Genomic DNA, 15,785 nt, shown 5'->3' with positions numbered 1-15,785 from the left:
CTTATGCGCCGAGCGCCGGGAACCGGCGGAGCGAACTCCGCCCGTTCCCGGCACGGCCCCTCCCATCCTCGAGGGGCCGGAACGCCTCTCAGTTGCCGATGCTCACGCCGCTGTGGGCAGAGACGCTGGTGCCGGCCAGCTGCGAGTTGTAGAGACCGGTGGAGTTGTTGATGTTGGAGACGCCTCCATACACCCCTCCGGCCGCCACCGAGACGCTGGCCGCGCCGGTGCGGAGCACCGCGGCGCCGCCGTTGCCGCCATTGCCGCCGTGGCCGCCGTTGGCGCCCGCCGCATAGGCCGGGCCGCCGATGCCCTGGCCGCCGCCGCCGCCGCCGCCATTGGCGTTGCCGCCATCGCCGGCCACCGCGCTGGCCCAGCCGCCGTCGCCGCCGTCACCGCCGGTGCCGGCGCCGGCGCCATAGCCCCGGCCGGTGCCGCCCGCATGGGCCTTGGCATAGGCATGATCGGAGTCGGCATCCTGGTCGTTATTCCCGCCACGACCATAGCGGTCACGATCCCGTCCTCCTCGCAGGACATCAAACGGAGGGCCGGGAGGGAAGCCGCCATCCGCGCCATTGTTGTTGGTGGCCTCGGAATCCGCATCGGCATCCGCGGAGCCGCCGCCGCCGAAGCCCAGGCCCAGCCCGATACCGGCCCCCAGGCCGCCATTGTCGCCGTTGGCCTCGGTGTCATCGACGTCGCCGCCGCGTCCGCCCCTGGCATTGCCACCATTGCCGCCGAGCCCGACGCCGGCGCTGACGGATACGACCAGTCCACCGCTGCCGCCCTGCGCCCCTTGGGCACCCTGACCGCCGCGAATCGTGATGGCATCTCCGTTGACGGTGGAACGCATCTTCTGCAGAGAGATGACATTGATCGAGGTGTTGTAGGACTCGCTCATCGCCCAGGCGTCGCCGCCGCGGCCGGTGGAGCCCCCGCTGCCGCCGGAGCCCTGGCCGAAGCCGGAGGCCGCGCCGCCGTCCCCGCCGCCGTCATCGCCGTGGTAGCGGCGCTTCCAGCCGGGGAAGCCGCCATCGCCGCCGCCGCCATTGGCGTAGCCCTTGCCGGTGCCGGTGCCGCTGCCGCCGTCGGCGTCACCGCTGTCGCCGCCGGTGGCCGAGGCGTTCGAGTTGACGGTCTGGGTGGAGTTGCCCTTGACGAAGCCGTTGCTGGGGTTGGCATGGGCGGTGGAAATCGCCATGACCAGCGCCAGCAGGGACGTACCCGCAATTGCATAAGCTTTCATGATCATTCTCCCGTTCGATTCGGCTGAATTCCCTTCATCTCGCCGGAGGATCCGCGACAGCGCGGCCGGCCTTCTTGCCTCCTGCCTGCGCACGCCGAAGGTCGCTCGCTGAGCCCTCGATGATCCCGTCGGCAGGCAGTCAATACGGAGCACGTGGCGTGCCAGCTTTTTGCAAGCCACTGTCGGAAAAGGCGGAATCGGGAAACACGAATGATCGAGACGGGATCGGGAAAGGCGGGCGCCGCCAGGGCGCGGCCGATACTGTCAGGCAGATGAAACAGTCCCTCGACCAGGGACCCGGAAAGGCGCCATTAACTCGTTATCCATCAAGGGGTTAACCTGCTGATACAGAGCGTACACAGTGCTGTTGCAGTCACGACACTGCGCCGAGCCCTGGTAATGATTCCTTGCTTATCAATGCATTACGAGGATTTTCGAGAGAAAGGCAGCGGGCGGGAGATGCAACGCCGATGAAACAGTCGGCGGGAAATCCCCGGCCTCGGGTCGAGGCCGGGGGGCGGGCTCAGCGCCAGTGGAGGTGCTCCTGGATCAGCCCGGCGAGGGTCTCGGCGGCGTTCTCGGCGGTGGTGTCCAGGTGCACCAGGTGCAGCCGCTCGTCGTCGCTGAAGGCCTCGAAGGCCGCCGTCTGGCGGGCCAGCACGGCCAGGCTGTCGGCCTCTGGGACGCCCTGGCGGTCGGCACGCTTGACGATCCGGCGCTTCAGGGTCGCCTCGTCCGCCTCGAAGCTCACCAGCAGCACCGGCAGGCCGCGGCTCTCGGCCTGATGGCGCAGGCGGTCGCGCTGTTCGCGGCGCAGGCAGGTGGCATCGACGCACACCGGCAGACCGGCATCCAGCAGGTCGCCGGCACACTCGGCGAGACGCCGGTAGGTCCGCTGCGTGGCGGTCTCGGAGAAGATATCCACAGCCGGATCGTCGCCGTCCGCCTGTGGATTATCTTCATGGAGGCGACGCCGCTCGGCATCGGAGCACAGCCGCACGGCCCCCAGCCGCGTGACCAGATTGCGGGTGAAGCGGCTCTTGCCGCTGCCCGCCACGCCCACGCCGACCACCAGCGGCGGGAACCGGAACTCGGCGTGCTGCTCGGCCAGTTCGAGATAGCGCCGGCAGGCGGCCATGGTCTCGGCGAGCAGGGCCGGGCGCTCGGCGTCCCCCGGCATCGCCTCGAGCCGGCGCAGGGCACGGCGGGCGCCGGCCAGACACTCCAGGACGCGGCACACCGACAGCAGCCGCCCGGCCCGGTAGTCGCCGGTCAGCCGCAGGTAGGCGTCCAGGGCCCGGCGAGCCAGGCGCGTCTCGTCACGCACCTCGAGACCCACCAGCAGCGAGGCCAGATCGGCGGCGGGATCCTGCACCACCGCCGCCCCGAAGCCCGCCAGATCGCGGTCGATGGCATTGGCCATCACCACCCGCCCCTCGTCCACCAGGCGACTGTCGGGGTGCTCGACGGCCCAGCTGCGCGGCAGCCGGCACGGCTCTCGAGCCTCCAGCACGGGAGCCAGGCGCGCCAGGCTCTCCTCGAGCCAGCGCGTCAGGGACGCCAGGCGCTGGCGATCCTCGTCGCCGCTCATCGCCCCGGTCAGGGCGGCGGTCTCGTCGGCCACCCGCTGGCGCATGGCGCGACTCAGGGGCGTGCCCTCGGCGTCGCCGATCCGGTGCCGGCCGTGCCAGCGGCCGAGGCCCTCGACCAGGGCGTCCAGTGACAGGTCGTCCCGGGCCGGGCGATCGGGGGAAGGTCGCTGCGTCATCGCGTGTCTCCTTGGGTGGCCATCGCCGCCGGCCTCAGGCCTCGTGCAGGGTCGCGAAGGCGGCCTCGGCCGCATCCAGGGTCAGCTGGATGTCCTCCGGGGCATGGGCGCTGGACATGAAGCCGGCCTCGAAGGCCGAGGGTGCCATGTAGACGCCATGCTCGAGCATCGCGGCGAAGAAGCGGCGGAAGGCGTCGCCATTGCAGGCGGTGGCCTGGGCGAAGTTGTCGACCCGGCTCTGGCCGGTGAAGAAGACGCCGAACATGCCGCCGGCGCGCTGGGTGATCATGTCGATGCCCGCCGCGTCGGCCCGCTCCTGGAGGCCATGGCACAGGGTCTCGACCCTCTGGGCCAGGGCGTCGTGGAAGCCGGGCGCGCGCAGCTTCTCGAGCAGGGCGATGCCCGCGGCCATGGCCAGCGGATTGCCGGCCAGGGTGCCGGCCTGATAGATGGGCCCCAGCGGCGAGATGTTCTCCATGATGCCCCGGCGACCGCCGAAGGCGCCCACCGGCATGCCGCCGCCGACGATCTTGCCCAGGCAGGTGAGGTCCGGCTGGACGCCGTAGTGGGCCTGGGCGCCGCCCATGGCCACGCGGAAGCCGGTCATCACCTCGTCGAAGATCAGCACGCTCTCGTGGCGATCGCAGACCCGGCGCAGGGTCTCGAGGAAGCCCGGCTGCGGGGGAATGCAGTTCATGTTGCCGGCCACCGGCTCGACGATGATGCAGGCCACCCGGTCGCCGATCTCCTCGAAGCAGGCCTCGACGGCCTCGGGATCGTTGTAGGGCAGGGTCACGGTGTGCTCGGCCAGGGCCGCCGGAACCCCCGGGGAGCTGGGCTCGCCATGGGTCAGGGCGCCGGAGCCGGCCTTCACCAGCAGGGAATCGGAGTGGCCGTGGTAGTTGCCCTCGAACTTGACGATCTTGTCGCGCCCGGTGTAGCCGCGAGCCAGGCGGATCGCCGACATGGTGGCCTCGGTACCGGAGTTGACCATCCGCACCATCTCGATGCTGGGGATCATCTCGCAGATCAGGTCGGCCATGCTGGTCTCGATGGCCGTAGGGGTGCCGAAGGACAGGCCGTTGTCGAGCCGCTCGCGCACCGCCCCCAGCACCTCGGGGTCGGCGTGGCCGGTGATCATCGGCCCCCAGGAGCCCACGTAATCCACATAGCGCTTGCCTTCCACGTCGAAGAGATAGGCCCCCTGGGCACGCTCCATGAAGACCGGCGGGCGCTCCAGTCCCTTGAAGGCCCGCACCGGCGAGTTCACGCCGCCGGGAATGTGACGGCAGGCCTTCTCGAAGAGCTGTGCGGATGTGGTCATGTCAACCTCGTTTCCTGTTGAAGGGTTTCATCGTATCGGCCGGAGAGCGCGTCGCGGCGGGCGCCGGCCTGTGGATAATTCTCTGGACAATATCTTGGCAGTCGGTGATATGCCGGTGAACGTCGCCCAATCCGGCCGCCGTCGTCGCCTGGTTGTCTTCCATTCTCGATGCTCGTCCCGCCGAAGACCAGCCCGCCCCTAACGCGTCATGGCCGGGAGGCGCCAGAGCCGGCGGGGCAGCGCCTGATCGTGCCCGGGCCGCCAGCCATGGGCCAGCGCCTCCCAGGTGAAGGCCTGGGCCTGCTCGCAGGCCGTCGCCAGCGACTCGCCCAGCGCCAGCCGCGTCGCCAGCGCCGAGGCCAGGGTGCAGCCGGAGCCGTGGAAGTCGCCGGGCAGCCGCGGCCAGCTCCATTGGCGATCGCCGTCCGGCACGTGCAGGGTATGCACCACCCGGCCGGGCGGGACATTCGCCCCGGGCGTATCGGTGCCGGTGACCAGCACGGCCTGGCAGCCCAGGTGCATCAGCGCCACGGCTCGCTCGGTGTCGTCGGCGCAGTCCGCGCCGGCCAGCCGGGCCAGCTCCTGGCGATTGGGCGTCAGGATATCCACACGGGGGAGCAGCTCGCGGCGGAAGGTCGCCTGCAGCGCGGCTGTGGACAACTCGCTGCCGCCGCCGGCCCTGAGCACCGGATCGACCACCACCGGCACGCCGGGGCGCTGTCTCAGGATCTCGAGCGCCGCCTCCAGGGTGGCCGAATCCGCCAGCAGGCCGATCTTGATGGCGGCGATCTCGATATCGGCCAGGGACGCGGCCATGTCGCGCAGGGTCTCGGCGGCCACCGGCTGCACGGCCTGGACGTCCCGGCAGTTCTGGACCGTCAGCGCGGTGGGCAGGGTCAGCGCCCAGCCGCCGCAGGCGGCCACCGCCTCGGCGTCCGCCACCAGGCCGGCACCGCCGGTGGGATCGTGGCCGGCCAGCACCAGCACGACCGGCAGATGGGGCTGGGTCTCGGGCATGGCGACCATCAGAACGGCTTGAGCACGGCGAGGATGACGATCGCCACCAGGGCCAGCACCGGCAGTTCGTTGAAGACGCGGAAGTAGCGGTGGGTCCGGGTGCAGCGCGCGGCGGCGAACTGCTTGAGGTACACCAGGCAGACATGATGGTAGGCCACCAGGGCGACCACCAGGGCCAGCTTAACGTGCATCCAGCCCTGCCCGAGCCAGGCCGGGTTGAGGTACAGCAACCCGCCGCCGAGGGCCAGCACGGCGATCATCGAGGGCGTCATGATGCCCCGATAGAGCTTGCGCTCCATGACCGTGAAGTAGTCGATGGCCTGGCGTTCGCCGCGATCCCGCGCCATGGCGTGGTAGACGTAGAGCCGCGGCAGGTAGAAGAGGGCGGCGAACCAGGTCACCACGGCCACCAGGTGAAGGGCCTTGATCCAGGGGTACATGTCGACTCCTCAGCCGGAGGGTGTATCGCGGTAGCGGTAGTAGCGCTCGATGGCGTCGCGGGTGATGATACCGGAAATCCGCTTCTGCTTCGGGCGATGGCCGTGCTCCACGTAGAGGGCGTCGGCGTGCTTGGTGTTGAGGCGATCGAAGGCCTCGGACAGCGTCGCCTGGAGGTGGATCGGCGCCAGGTCCAGGCGCTGGCCGGGAATCTCCAGCAGGTCGAGACGGCCATCCCGGGCGATCAACTTGTCGTTCGCGTCATGCTCCAGCATCCAGCGGGCCAGGTCGGCGGCCTTCATCGCCAGCGCCGGCTTGGCGTCGCTGGAACGCTCGATCACCACCCACACCGGCTTGGCCTCGAGCAGGGCTCCGGCCTGCTCGAGGGTCACCCGCCGCCGGGTGCGCACCAGTTCGCGCTCCATCACCGCCGGCACCGAGACCCGGTTGAGCGCCTGCATCAGCGGCTGCTGGAGGGGGTGCAGGCCATGCCGGGTCACGCTGACGAAGAAGCCGTCGCAGCCGCACAGCTGCCGGGAGGTCAGCCCCGCCACCACCACCGCCAGCATGCCCGGCAGGATCAGGTTGGGGTTGTGGGTCAGCTCGAGCAGCGCCATCAGGGCGGCCAGCGGCGCCTGGAGCACCGCGCCCATCATCGCGGCCATGCCCAGCATGGCATAGACGGCGGGACCGGCGGCCAGCTCCGGCATCAGCTGCGCCCCGAGCAGCCCGCACAGCGCGCCGGCCGCGCCTCCGGCCACCAGCACCGGGCCGATAATGCTCACCGGGATGCCGCAGGCCACGGTGACGGCGGTGAGCAGCAACTTGCCGATGGCCACCGCCAGCAGCACGTCCAGGCCCAGCTCGCCGCCGATGGTCAGCCCCAGGGTGTCGTAGCCCATGCCCTGCACCTGGGGGTACCACCAGGCCACCAGCCCGACCAGGCCACCGGCCAGCGCGAAGCGCGCGGATAGCGGCAGGCCCTGGAGCCGGCGCCCGGAGCGGGCGATCCGCACGAAGGCGCCCGCCAGCAGCCCGATGCCCAGGGCGCTGAGCACGATCCACGGCAGGTTGAACAGCGAGCCCAGCATGACCCCGCTCTCCTGGAAGGGGCGCTCGAAGCCGAACACCGCCTGGGCCACCACGGCTCCCATGGTCGAGGCCAGGATCACCGGCATGAAGCCGGTGATGGTGTACTCCATCATCACCACCTCCATGGCGAAGATGACCCCGGCGATGGGCGTGTTGAACGAGGCCGAGATGCCGGCGGCGGTGCCGCAGGCCACCAGCACGCGCAGGCTGTTATGGGGCAGGCGCAGGCGCTGGCCCAGGCCGCTGCAGGCCGCCGCCCCCAGGTGGATCGCCGGCCCCTCGCGCCCGGCGGAGAGCCCGCCCAGCACCGAGATCAGCCCCACCCACCACTGGGTGAACCAGTTGCGCAGCGGGAAGCGGCCCTGGTGGTAGGTCAGGCGCTCGAGCACGTGGGCCACGCCGATCTGGCGGCCGGCGGGCGGCAGCCACCACAGCCAGACGCCGATCAGCGCCACCGCCAGCAGCGGCAGTAGCGCACGGGCGGCCGGGGCCAGCGCCTCGAAGGCCTCCGGGTCGCCGCCGGGCAGGAAGGCCAGCGCCCCCAGGGCCAGCAGCAGGCGGAACAGCACCATCAGCCCGCCGGTGATCAGTCCCGATACCAGGCCCAGCACGCACAGCTGGGGCAGCGCATCGACGCTGGCCAGCTGGCGCCGGAACCGATCGAGACTGAAGCGCGGTAGCGAGAGACGCGGCAAGATGACCTTCCTGTTGACCCTGACGCCCCCTCTCCTGTGGGAGCTCTCTCTCTTGTGTATCATATCCGGAGACACAGGTCCCAGCGTCCACCAGTGAGGAGTCCATCGTGATCAAGGTCGGAATCGTCGGCGGCACCGGGTACACCGGCGTCGAACTGCTCAGGCTGCTGGCTCGCCACCCCGAGGTGCGCGTCGAGGCCATCACCTCGCGCAGCGAGGCCGGCCTGGGCGTCAGCGAGCTCTACCCCAACCTGCGCGGGCACTACGACGCGCTGCGTTTCAGCGAGCCGGATCCCGAACGGCTGGCGGCCTGCGATGCCGTCTTCTTCGCCACCCCCCATGGCGTGGCCCACGCCCTGGCCGGCGACCTGCTGGCCCGCGGAACCCGGGTGATCGACCTCTCGGCCGACTTCCGCCTGCGGGACGCCGCCGAGTGGGAAGCCTGGTACGGCCAGCCCCACGGCGCCCCGGCGCTGCTCGACGAGGCCGTCTACGGCCTCCCCGAGGTCAATCGCGAGCGCATCCGCCAGGCGCGGCTGATCGCCGTGCCCGGCTGCTACCCCACCGCCGTGCAGCTCGGCCTGCTGCCGCTGCTGGAGGCCGGCCTGATCGACGCCGACCATGTCATCGCCGACTGCAAGTCCGGCGTCACCGGCGCCGGTCGCGGGGCCAAGGTGCCCTCGCTGCTCGCCGAGGCCAGCGAGTCGATGAAGGCCTACGGCGCCTCGGGGCATCGTCACCTGCCCGAGATCCGCCAGGGGCTCGGCGACGCCGCCGGCGGCCCGGTGGGGCTGACCTTCGTGCCCCACCTGACGCCGATGATCCGCGGCATCCATGCCAGCCTCTACGGCCGCCTGACCGGCGAGCCCGGCGATCTCCAGAAGCGCTTCGAGGAGCGCTTCGCCGACGAGCCCTTCGTCGACGTCATGCCGGCCGGCAGCCACCCCGAGACCCGCAGCGTCAAGGGCGCCAACGTCTGCCGCCTGGCCGTGCACCGCCCGGGGGACGGCGACACCGTGGTGGTGCTCGCGGTGATCGACAACCTGGTCAAGGGCGCCTCCGGCCAGGCCGTGCACAACCTCAACCTGATGTTCGACCTCGACGAGCACGCCGGCCTCGACGCCCCGGCCATGCTGCCCTGACACCACCGCTCCCCGCACTGGCGGAGCCCGGGGACCGGGCGCAGCGAGGGTCTTTTCCAGGGGTGAGGCGGAAGGAGAAGAATATCCGTGGGATCTTCTTCCCGCCGAACGGCTTGGCCATGGAGGGCCAAGACCGGTCCTGCCAGCGGAGCGGGACGCGAGAGCGCCGCAGGGAAAAGTAGCGTACAGGGACGTATTCACAGCGCCCTCGCGATGGTCCGGCATCCCGGGGCCTGCCCCCGGGATACCTCCGCCCAGACCTTCCCAATAGTTGACCCTTTTGCTGGGGGTTGTGGATAATCGCCACCCTGCACGACATTCACCGATTCCGGGGAGGTCACCCATGAGCGGTGCCGCATCCTTCGTTCCCACCCCCCTGCTGCTCTCCGACGGCGCCAAGGCACGACTCCAGGCGTTGATCGAGGAGGAAGGCAACCCCGAGCTCAAGCTGCGCGTCTACGTGACCGGCGGCGGCTGCTCCGGCTTCCAGTACGGCTTCGACTTCGCCGAGGCGGTGGCCGAGGACGACACCCTGGTCGAGTTCGGCGACGTCGCCCTGGTGGTCGACCCGCTGTCCTACCAGTACCTCGTCGGCTCCACCGTGGACTTCGAGGAGGGCCTGGCCGGGGCGCGTTTCCTGATCCAGAACCCCAACGCCACCACCACCTGCGGCTGCGGGGCCTCCTTCATGGTCTGACGCCGAGCGTTGAGACCCCCGCCCCCGGCGTCGTCTGCCGAGACTTGACGCTCTGGGGACAACTCGCCATGGTTGATTAGGTATTCCAAAACAAATCATGCCATGGAGAGTCACATGCAACGTCACATCAAGGCGGCCTCGCTGGCGTCCTGCCTCGGCCTGAGCCTGGGCCTGTCCGCCGCGGCCGGCGCCGACAACCATGTCCTCGACGTCGTGACCGACCCGAGCTTCGTGCCCTTCGAGATGATGGACCAGGAATCCGGCGAGATGGTCGGCTTCGACATGGACATCATCGCCGAGGTCGCCGAGCGTGCCGGGTTCGAGTACAACCTGCGCACCATGGACTTCAACGGCATCATCCCCGCCGTGCAGACCGGCAACGTCGACATCGCCATCGCCGGCATCACCATCACCGACGAGCGCGCCGAGATCGTCGACTTCTCCGACCCCTACTACGACAGCGGCCTGCGCCTGCTGGTCAACCAGGGCGACGACAGCATCCAGGCCGTCGAGGACCTGGAGGGCAAGTCGGTGGGCACCAAGATCGGCTCCACCAGCTACGACTTCCTCCAGGAGAACCTCGGCGACGCGGCCGACATCACCCCCTATCCGGGGTCCAGCGACATGTACATGGCCCTGCTCGGCGGCAGCGTCGACGCGGTCTTCTACGACGCCCCGAACGTCGGCTACTTCTCCCAGACCCAGGGCGAGGGTCGCGCCAAGGTCGTCGGGCCGCTCTACGAGGGCCAGCAGTACGGCATCGTGCTGGTCAAGGGCAGCGACTGGGTCGAGCCCGTCAACGAGGCGCTTGCTTCCATGAAGGAAGACGGCACCTACGACGAGATCCACGCCAAGTGGTTCGGCACCCCCGGCGCCGAGTGATGCTCGCCGCCGTCTGAACGGGGTCGGGTCCCAGGACCCGGCCCCGTTGCGTTGCGACCCCGCGTCGCCGCGACGCCCTCCCGCCACGATCCCAGACGGAGACCCCACGTGGACGTCACCTTTCAATTCGACTGGCAGGCGGCCTTCGCCTCCATTCCGCACCTGCTCACGGGTATCCCCTATACCCTGCTGATCTCCTTCGCCGGCCTGGCCATCGGCTTCCTCATCGGCATCGTCTTCGGGCTGCTGCGCATCAGTCCGTCCCGCTGGCTGAGGCTGCCCGCCGTGGCCTACATCGAGATCTTCCGCGGCACCCCGGTCCTGGTCCAGGTGCTGTTCATCTTCTACGGCCTGCCCCAGCTGCTGGGCGGCCCCATCAACGCCCTGGTCGCCGGCATCGCGGCCATCGCGGTCAACTCCGGCGCCTACATCTCGGAGATCGTCCGCGGCGGCGTCCAGTCCATCGAGCGCGGCCAGCGCGAGGCCGGCCTCTCGCTGGGCCTGTCCCGGCGCCAGACCTTCCGCTACATCATCTGGCCCCAGGCCTTCCGCCGCATGATCCCGCCGCTCGGCAACCAGGGCATCATCAGCATCAAGGACACCTCGCTGTTCTCGGTCATCGGCGTCGGCGAGCTGGTGCGCCAGGGCCAGGTCTATATCGCCACCACCTTCAACGCCCTGGAGGTGTACCTGATGGTCGCCGCCCTCTACCTGGTGATCACCCTGTCGCTGTCCTTCGCGCTGCGCCTGCTGGAGCGCAAGGGCCTGGTCGGACAATAAGGAAGGCATGACATGAACGCACAGACGTCCAAGACCGGCGGCGACCCCATCGTGCGCCTGGACAAGGTCAACAAGCACTTCGGCAGCCTGCACGTGCTGAAGGACATCGACCTCGAGGTCACGCCCGGCGAGGTGGTGGTGATCATCGGCGCCAGCGGCTCGGGCAAGTCGACCCTGATCCGCTGCATCAACGGCCTCGAGGAGTTCCAGCAGGGCGAGCTCGTCGTCGACGGCAACCCCCTCAAGCCCCACGGCAAGGCCACCCAGGCGCTGCAGAAGATCCGCACCGAGGTCGGCATGGTCTTCCAGCAGTTCAACCTCTTCCCCCATCTGAGCGTGCTGGACAACGTCACCCTGGCGCCCATGCGGGTACGCGGGCTGAACCGTGCGACGGCCGTCGAGACCGCCGAGCGCCTGCTCGAGCGCGTCGGCATCGCCGACCAGGCCCACAAGTATCCGACCCAGCTGTCGGGCGGACAGCAGCAGCGCGTGGCCCTGGCGCGAGCCCTGGCCATGGAACCCCGGCTGATGCTGTTCGACGAGCCTACCTCGGCCCTGGATCCGGAGATGATCGGCGAGGTGCTGGACGCCATGCGCGAGCTCGCCAACGAAGGCATGACCATGCTGGTGGTCACCCACGAGATGGGCTTCGCCCGGGAGGTGGCCGATCGGGTCATCTTCATCCACAAGGGCGAGATCGCCGAGGAGGGCCCCCCGGAGACGATCTTCGACGCGCCCCGGGAAGAGCCCACCCGTCAGTTCCTGTCCCGGGTGCTCAAGCACTGACGCTCTCGTCGCCAGACCGCGAAAAGGGGCCCTGTCGTCATCGACAGGGCCTTTTTTTGCCTGTGGACAATAAATCGGCCGAACCCCCCGCCAGCCCCTTGATGACGGGGGCGAGCGGCACCTTCCCGGGTTGTTCACAGCCACGGTGACAAGGCCGGTAGGGGTCGGTGGAAAAGCGGTGACGATCTCGAGCTGTGGGTAACCGGCGCAGTCATCCACAGGCCCCGAACATGCCGTCCGCAGCTCCCCCGCGCGCCGTCCCCGTATCCCTCAACATTCCAGGCTGTTGATAAAAAAGCATTAAAATGGCTTTTCCACAGAAAATGTCCACACCAGTAGTCACTACCACAACAGAACTTCTCTTTATCTATCTGTTTATTTATTAGGTCAGGGAGGAAGGACGGCAAGGCCGCGGCCTCCCGGTGTGGAAAACCCTGACGATGATCCACAAGAGGGTTATACTGGCGGGCTGATTCCACTTCCCTGATCCGCAACACTCGGCGCGGCGCCGCCGAACGAGGTGAACCTTGGAGTACCCCGACCGCTTCGACGTGATCGTCATCGGCGGAGGCCATGCGGGGACCGAAGCCGCCCTGGCCTCGGCCCGCATGGGCTGCCGGACCCTGCTGCTGACCCACAACATCGAGACCCTGGGCCAGATGTCCTGCAATCCCGCCATCGGCGGGATCGGCAAGAGCCATCTGGTCAAGGAGATCGATGCGCTCGGCGGCGCCATGGGGCTGGCCACCGACCTGGGCGGCATCCAGTTCCGCGTGCTCAACGCCCGCAAGGGCCCCGCCGTCCGGGCCACGCGAGCCCAGGCCGACCGGGTGCGCTACAAGGCGGCCATCCGCGGCATGCTGGAGAACCAGCCCAACCTGACGCTCTTCCAGCAGGCCGCCGGCGACCTGATCGTCGACGGCGACACCGTGCGCGGCGTGGTCACCGAGACCGGGGTGCGCTTCCTGGGGGAAACGGTGGTGTTGTGCACAGGCACCTTCCTGGGCGGGGTTATCCACATCGGGCTGGACAACAGCCGCGGCGGACGCGCCGGCGACCCGCCGTCCAATGCCCTGTCCGAGCGGCTCCGGGCCCTGCCGTTCCGCGTCGATCGGCTGAAGACCGGGACCCCGCCGCGACTGGACGCCAAGAGCGTGGACTTCTCGGTGCTCGAGGAGCAGCCGGGGGACACCCCGACCCCGGTGATGTCCTACCTGGGCGATCGCGGCATGCACCCCCGACAGCTCAGCTGCCATATCGCCCATACCAACGAGCGCACCCACGAGATCATCCACGCCAACCTGGAGCGCTCGCCGATGTTCTCCGGGGTCATCGAGGGCGTGGGACCGCGCTACTGCCCGTCCATCGAGGACAAGGTGCACCGCTTCGCGGACAAGGCGAGCCACCAGATCTTCGTCGAGCCCGAGGGCCTGGACACCCACGAGCTGTATCCCAACGGTATCTCCACCTCGTTGCCCTTCGACGTGCAGCTGCAGGTGGTGCGTTCGATCCGCGGCCTGGAGAACGCCCACGTCACCCGGCCGGGCTACGCCATCGAGTACGACTTCTTCGATCCCCGCGACCTCAAGCACTCGCTGGAGACGAAATTCGTCCACAACCTGTATTTCGCCGGGCAGATCAACGGCACCACCGGCTACGAGGAGGCCGGCGTCCAGGGACTGCTGGCCGGCCTCAACGCCGCCCGCCGGGCGCGCGGCCTCGAGGCCTGGTGGCCCCGCCGCGACGAGGCCTACCTGGGCGTGCTGATCGATGACCTGATCACCCTGGGCACCCGGGAGCCGTACCGGATGTTCACCTCCCGGGCGGAGTACCGGCTGCTGCTGCGCGAGGACAACGCCGACCTGCGCCTCACCGAGGCGGGGCGCGAGCTCGGCCTGGTGGACGATCGCCGCTGGGCGGCCTTCAGCGAGAAGCGCGAGGGCATCGAGCGCGAGAGCGCCCGGCTCAAGGCCAGCTGGGTGCAGCCCGGCAGCGAGGCCGCCGAGCGGGTCGCCGAGAAGACCGGCAAGGCCCTGCCCCGGGAGTACAACCTGCTGGACCTGCTCAAGCGGCCGGAGCTCGGCTACCGGGACGTGGCCGGCCTGGTCGGCGAGCCGGTGGACGACGAGCGGATCGCCGAGCAGGTCCAGATCCAGGCCAAGTACCAGGGCTACATCGACCGCCAGCAGGACGAGATCGACAAGCTCAAGCGCCACGAGGCCACCCGGCTGCCGGATGACCTGGACTACGCACGGGTCGAGGGGCTGTCCAACGAGATCCGCCAGAAGCTCGCCGAGGCCCGGCCGGAGACCCTGGCTCAGGCCGGCCGCATCTCCGGGGTGACCCCGGCGGCGGTCTCCATCCTGCTGATTCACCTCAAGAAGCGACGCCTGCTGGACGACACCCGGGTGGCCAACGGATGACCGCACACGACACGACCCTCGCGGCCCCGCTCGAGCGCGGCCTGACGGAGCTCGGCCTGGAGGTCGACGAGGCCCGCCGCGAGCGGCTGCTGGCCCTGGTGGGCCTGTTGCACAAGTGGAACCGCGCCTATAACCTCACCGCGGTACGCGAGCCTCGGGAGATGGTCGCCCGCCACCTGCTCGACAGCGCCGCGGTGTTGCCCCATGTCCGCGGCCCCAGGCTGCTCGACGTGGGCGCGGGCCCCGGGTTACCGGGCCTGGTGCTGGCGATCCTCGCCCCCGAGCTGGACGTCACCCTGCTCGACAGCAACGGCAAGAAGGTGCGTTTCCAGCGCCAGGCGGTGATGGAACTGGGCCTGACCAACGTCACGCCGGTCCAGACCCGGGTCGAGGCCTTCGCGGTGCCCGAAGGGGGCTTCGATCAGGTGATCTCCCGGGCCTTCGCCAGCCTCGAGGACTTCGTCGCCCTGAGCGCCTCGCTGCCGGCCCGGGGCGGCCAGTGGCTGGCCATGAAGGGGCCCGCCGTGGAGGATGAACTGGCCGGGCTGCCCTCGGGCGTCGCCGCGGTGGCCTGCCACGACCTGGCGGTGCCCTTCACCGAGGGCAGCCGCCGCCTGGTGATCCTCGAGCGCGTTCCGGCCGCCTGACGCCGCGATGGGCGCGGTCGGGGCCGCGAACCCTGTCTCCCAACGCAAGGATGTCGCCGTGACCAAGATTATCGCCTTGACCAACCAGAAGGGGGGCGTGGGCAAGACCACCAGCGCCGTCAACCTCGCCGCCAGCCTGGCCGGCCTGGACCGGCGGGTGCTGCTGGTGGACCTGGATCCCCAGGGCCATGCCACCATGGGCAGCGGCATCGACAAGCACGAGCTCGACGGCAGCGTGCTCGACGTGGTGCTGGGCGAGCGTCGCCCCTCCGAGGTCATCCTCGACTGCCCCGAGGCGGGCTATGCCCTGCTGCCCGGCAATGGCGACCTGACCGCCGCCGAGGTGGAGCTGCTGGAGCGGGAGGAGGGCCGCGAGCAGAGCCTGGTCAAGGCGCTGGGCGAGGTGGCCGGCGAGTACGACGTGGTGCTGATCGACTGTCCGCCCTCGCTGAGCCTGCTCACCGTCAACGGCCTGACCGCCGCCGACGGCGTGCTGATCCCGCTGCAATGCGAGTTCTACGCCCTGGAGGGGCTGTCCGCGTTGCTCGATACCGTCGAGCAGATCAAGGCCAGCGTGAATCCGGGCCTCGAGATCTTCGGCATCCTGCGCACCATGTACGACTCGCGCAACAGCCTGACCCGGGACGTCAGTAAGCAGCTGCGCGACTATTTCGGCGATGCCCTGCTCAAGACCACCATCCCGCGCAACGTGCGGGTCGCCGAGGCGCCGAGCCATGGGCTTCCCGTCACCAAGTATGCCCGCTTCTCGCGGGGCAGCCAGGCCCACCGGGTGCTGGCCAAGGAACTGATTCGCCGCCTGTCGTTGTAGTCCACGCCGCTTCGGTGTG

At 69.5% G+C, this 15,785-nt stretch carries 15 protein-coding genes; 8 read left to right on the top strand and 7 right to left on the bottom strand.

The window, feature by feature from the left end; all coding sequences use genetic code 11:
- Nucleotides 1-88 precede the first annotated feature (88 nt).
- The 7 genes from QC818_RS07100 to QC818_RS07070 form a co-directional block, all read right to left on the bottom strand.
- Entirely contained in the window at nucleotides 89-1,246 is a 1,158-nt protein-coding gene (locus QC818_RS07100; protein ID WP_309652147.1) for a hypothetical protein, read from the bottom strand.
- Nucleotides 1,247-1,769: 523 nt separating this feature from the next.
- Complete coding sequence (locus QC818_RS07095) at nucleotides 1,770-3,014, bottom strand: AAA family ATPase (protein WP_309652146.1); 1,245 nt, start codon at nucleotides 3,012-3,014, stop codon at nucleotides 1,770-1,772.
- 34 nt (nucleotides 3,015-3,048) lie between these two features.
- Nucleotides 3,049-4,338, bottom strand: a complete 1,290-nt coding sequence (gene hemL, locus QC818_RS07090; RefSeq protein WP_309652145.1) for a glutamate-1-semialdehyde 2,1-aminomutase — start codon at nucleotides 4,336-4,338, stop codon at nucleotides 3,049-3,051.
- Nucleotide 4,339: 1 nt separating this feature from the next.
- Complete coding sequence (locus tag QC818_RS07085) at nucleotides 4,340-4,501, bottom strand: hypothetical protein (protein WP_309652144.1); 162 nt, start codon at nucleotides 4,499-4,501, stop codon at nucleotides 4,340-4,342.
- 35 nt (nucleotides 4,502-4,536) lie between these two features.
- Nucleotides 4,537-5,355 carry a bifunctional hydroxymethylpyrimidine kinase/phosphomethylpyrimidine kinase gene (thiD, locus tag QC818_RS07080; protein WP_309652143.1) on the bottom strand — a complete coding sequence of 273 codons (819 nt, stop codon included), beginning with the start codon at nucleotides 5,353-5,355 and terminating at the stop codon, nucleotides 4,537-4,539.
- Between the two features lie 8 nt (nucleotides 5,356-5,363).
- Entirely contained in the window at nucleotides 5,364-5,795 is a 432-nt protein-coding gene (hemJ, locus tag QC818_RS07075; protein WP_309652142.1) for a protoporphyrinogen oxidase HemJ, read from the bottom strand.
- Between the two features lie 9 nt (nucleotides 5,796-5,804).
- Nucleotides 5,805-7,580, bottom strand: a complete 1,776-nt coding sequence (locus QC818_RS07070; protein ID WP_309652141.1) for a chloride channel protein — start codon at nucleotides 7,578-7,580, stop codon at nucleotides 5,805-5,807.
- 107 nt (nucleotides 7,581-7,687) lie between these two features.
- Here QC818_RS07070 and argC point away from each other — a divergent pair, with 107 nt between their 5' ends.
- From argC to QC818_RS07030, 8 genes are all read left to right on the top strand, one after another.
- Nucleotides 7,688-8,722 carry an N-acetyl-gamma-glutamyl-phosphate reductase gene (argC, locus tag QC818_RS07065; RefSeq protein WP_309652140.1) on the top strand — a complete coding sequence of 345 codons (1,035 nt, stop codon included), beginning with the start codon at nucleotides 7,688-7,690 and terminating at the stop codon, nucleotides 8,720-8,722.
- A gap of 343 nt (nucleotides 8,723-9,065) precedes the next feature.
- The gene (gene erpA, locus QC818_RS07060; RefSeq protein WP_309652139.1) at nucleotides 9,066-9,419 is read left to right on the top strand and encodes an iron-sulfur cluster insertion protein ErpA; all 354 of its coding nucleotides are present in this window, start codon (nucleotides 9,066-9,068) and stop codon (nucleotides 9,417-9,419) included.
- 114 nt (nucleotides 9,420-9,533) lie between these two features.
- The gene (locus QC818_RS07055) at nucleotides 9,534-10,301 is read left to right on the top strand and encodes a transporter substrate-binding domain-containing protein (protein WP_309652138.1); all 768 of its coding nucleotides are present in this window, start codon (nucleotides 9,534-9,536) and stop codon (nucleotides 10,299-10,301) included.
- 108 nt (nucleotides 10,302-10,409) lie between these two features.
- On the top strand, nucleotides 10,410-11,081 hold the full coding sequence (locus QC818_RS07050; RefSeq protein WP_309652137.1) for an amino acid ABC transporter permease: 672 nt from the start codon (nucleotides 10,410-10,412) through the stop codon (nucleotides 11,079-11,081).
- 12 nt (nucleotides 11,082-11,093) lie between these two features.
- Nucleotides 11,094-11,867 carry an amino acid ABC transporter ATP-binding protein gene (locus tag QC818_RS07045; RefSeq protein WP_309652136.1) on the top strand — a complete coding sequence of 258 codons (774 nt, stop codon included), beginning with the start codon at nucleotides 11,094-11,096 and terminating at the stop codon, nucleotides 11,865-11,867.
- 527 nt (nucleotides 11,868-12,394) lie between these two features.
- The gene (mnmG, locus tag QC818_RS07040) at nucleotides 12,395-14,290 is read left to right on the top strand and encodes a tRNA uridine-5-carboxymethylaminomethyl(34) synthesis enzyme MnmG (RefSeq protein ID WP_309652135.1); all 1,896 of its coding nucleotides are present in this window, start codon (nucleotides 12,395-12,397) and stop codon (nucleotides 14,288-14,290) included.
- A complete protein-coding gene (gene rsmG / locus QC818_RS07035) occupies nucleotides 14,287-14,937 on the top strand; it encodes a 16S rRNA (guanine(527)-N(7))-methyltransferase RsmG (RefSeq protein ID WP_309652134.1) in 651 nt (216 codons plus the stop codon). The genes mnmG and rsmG overlap by 4 nt, the downstream gene beginning before the upstream one ends.
- Before the next feature lie 58 nt (nucleotides 14,938-14,995).
- Nucleotides 14,996-15,766 (top strand): ParA family protein, encoded by a 771-nt coding sequence (locus QC818_RS07030; RefSeq protein WP_309652133.1) that lies wholly within the window; start codon nucleotides 14,996-14,998, stop codon nucleotides 15,764-15,766.
- The last annotated feature ends 19 nt before the right edge of the window (nucleotides 15,767-15,785 follow it).

It is taken from the genome of Halomonas koreensis, from assembly GCF_031451675.1.
GTDB lineage: Bacteria > Pseudomonadota > Gammaproteobacteria > Pseudomonadales > Halomonadaceae > Halomonas > Halomonas koreensis.
Note: the sequence above shows the minus strand (reverse complement) of the source record. Positions and strands in the feature narration are given on the sequence as shown.

Excerpts from the sequence above, each read along its gene's own strand:
- QC818_RS07095 (WP_309652146.1), bottom strand. The coding sequence starts at position 3,014 with ATGACGCAGCGACCTTCCCCCGATCGCCCGGCCCGGGACGACCTGTCA.
- QC818_RS07085 (WP_309652144.1), bottom strand. The coding sequence starts at position 4,501 with ATGGAAGACAACCAGGCGACGACGGCGGCCGGATTGGGCGACGTTCAC.
- QC818_RS07055 (WP_309652138.1), top strand. The coding sequence starts at position 9,534 with ATGCAACGTCACATCAAGGCGGCCTCGCTGGCGTCCTGCCTCGGCCTG.
- hemJ (WP_309652142.1), bottom strand. The coding sequence starts at position 5,795 with ATGTACCCCTGGATCAAGGCCCTTCACCTGGTGGCCGTGGTGACCTGG.
- QC818_RS07045 (WP_309652136.1), top strand. The coding sequence starts at position 11,094 with ATGAACGCACAGACGTCCAAGACCGGCGGCGACCCCATCGTGCGCCTG.
- QC818_RS07100 (WP_309652147.1), bottom strand. The coding sequence starts at position 1,246 with ATGAAAGCTTATGCAATTGCGGGTACGTCCCTGCTGGCGCTGGTCATG.
- thiD (WP_309652143.1), bottom strand. The coding sequence starts at position 5,355 with ATGCCCGAGACCCAGCCCCATCTGCCGGTCGTGCTGGTGCTGGCCGGC.
- rsmG (WP_309652134.1), top strand. The coding sequence starts at position 14,287 with ATGACCGCACACGACACGACCCTCGCGGCCCCGCTCGAGCGCGGCCTG.
- erpA (WP_309652139.1), top strand. The coding sequence starts at position 9,066 with ATGAGCGGTGCCGCATCCTTCGTTCCCACCCCCCTGCTGCTCTCCGAC.
- hemL (WP_309652145.1), bottom strand. The coding sequence starts at position 4,338 with ATGACCACATCCGCACAGCTCTTCGAGAAGGCCTGCCGTCACATTCCC.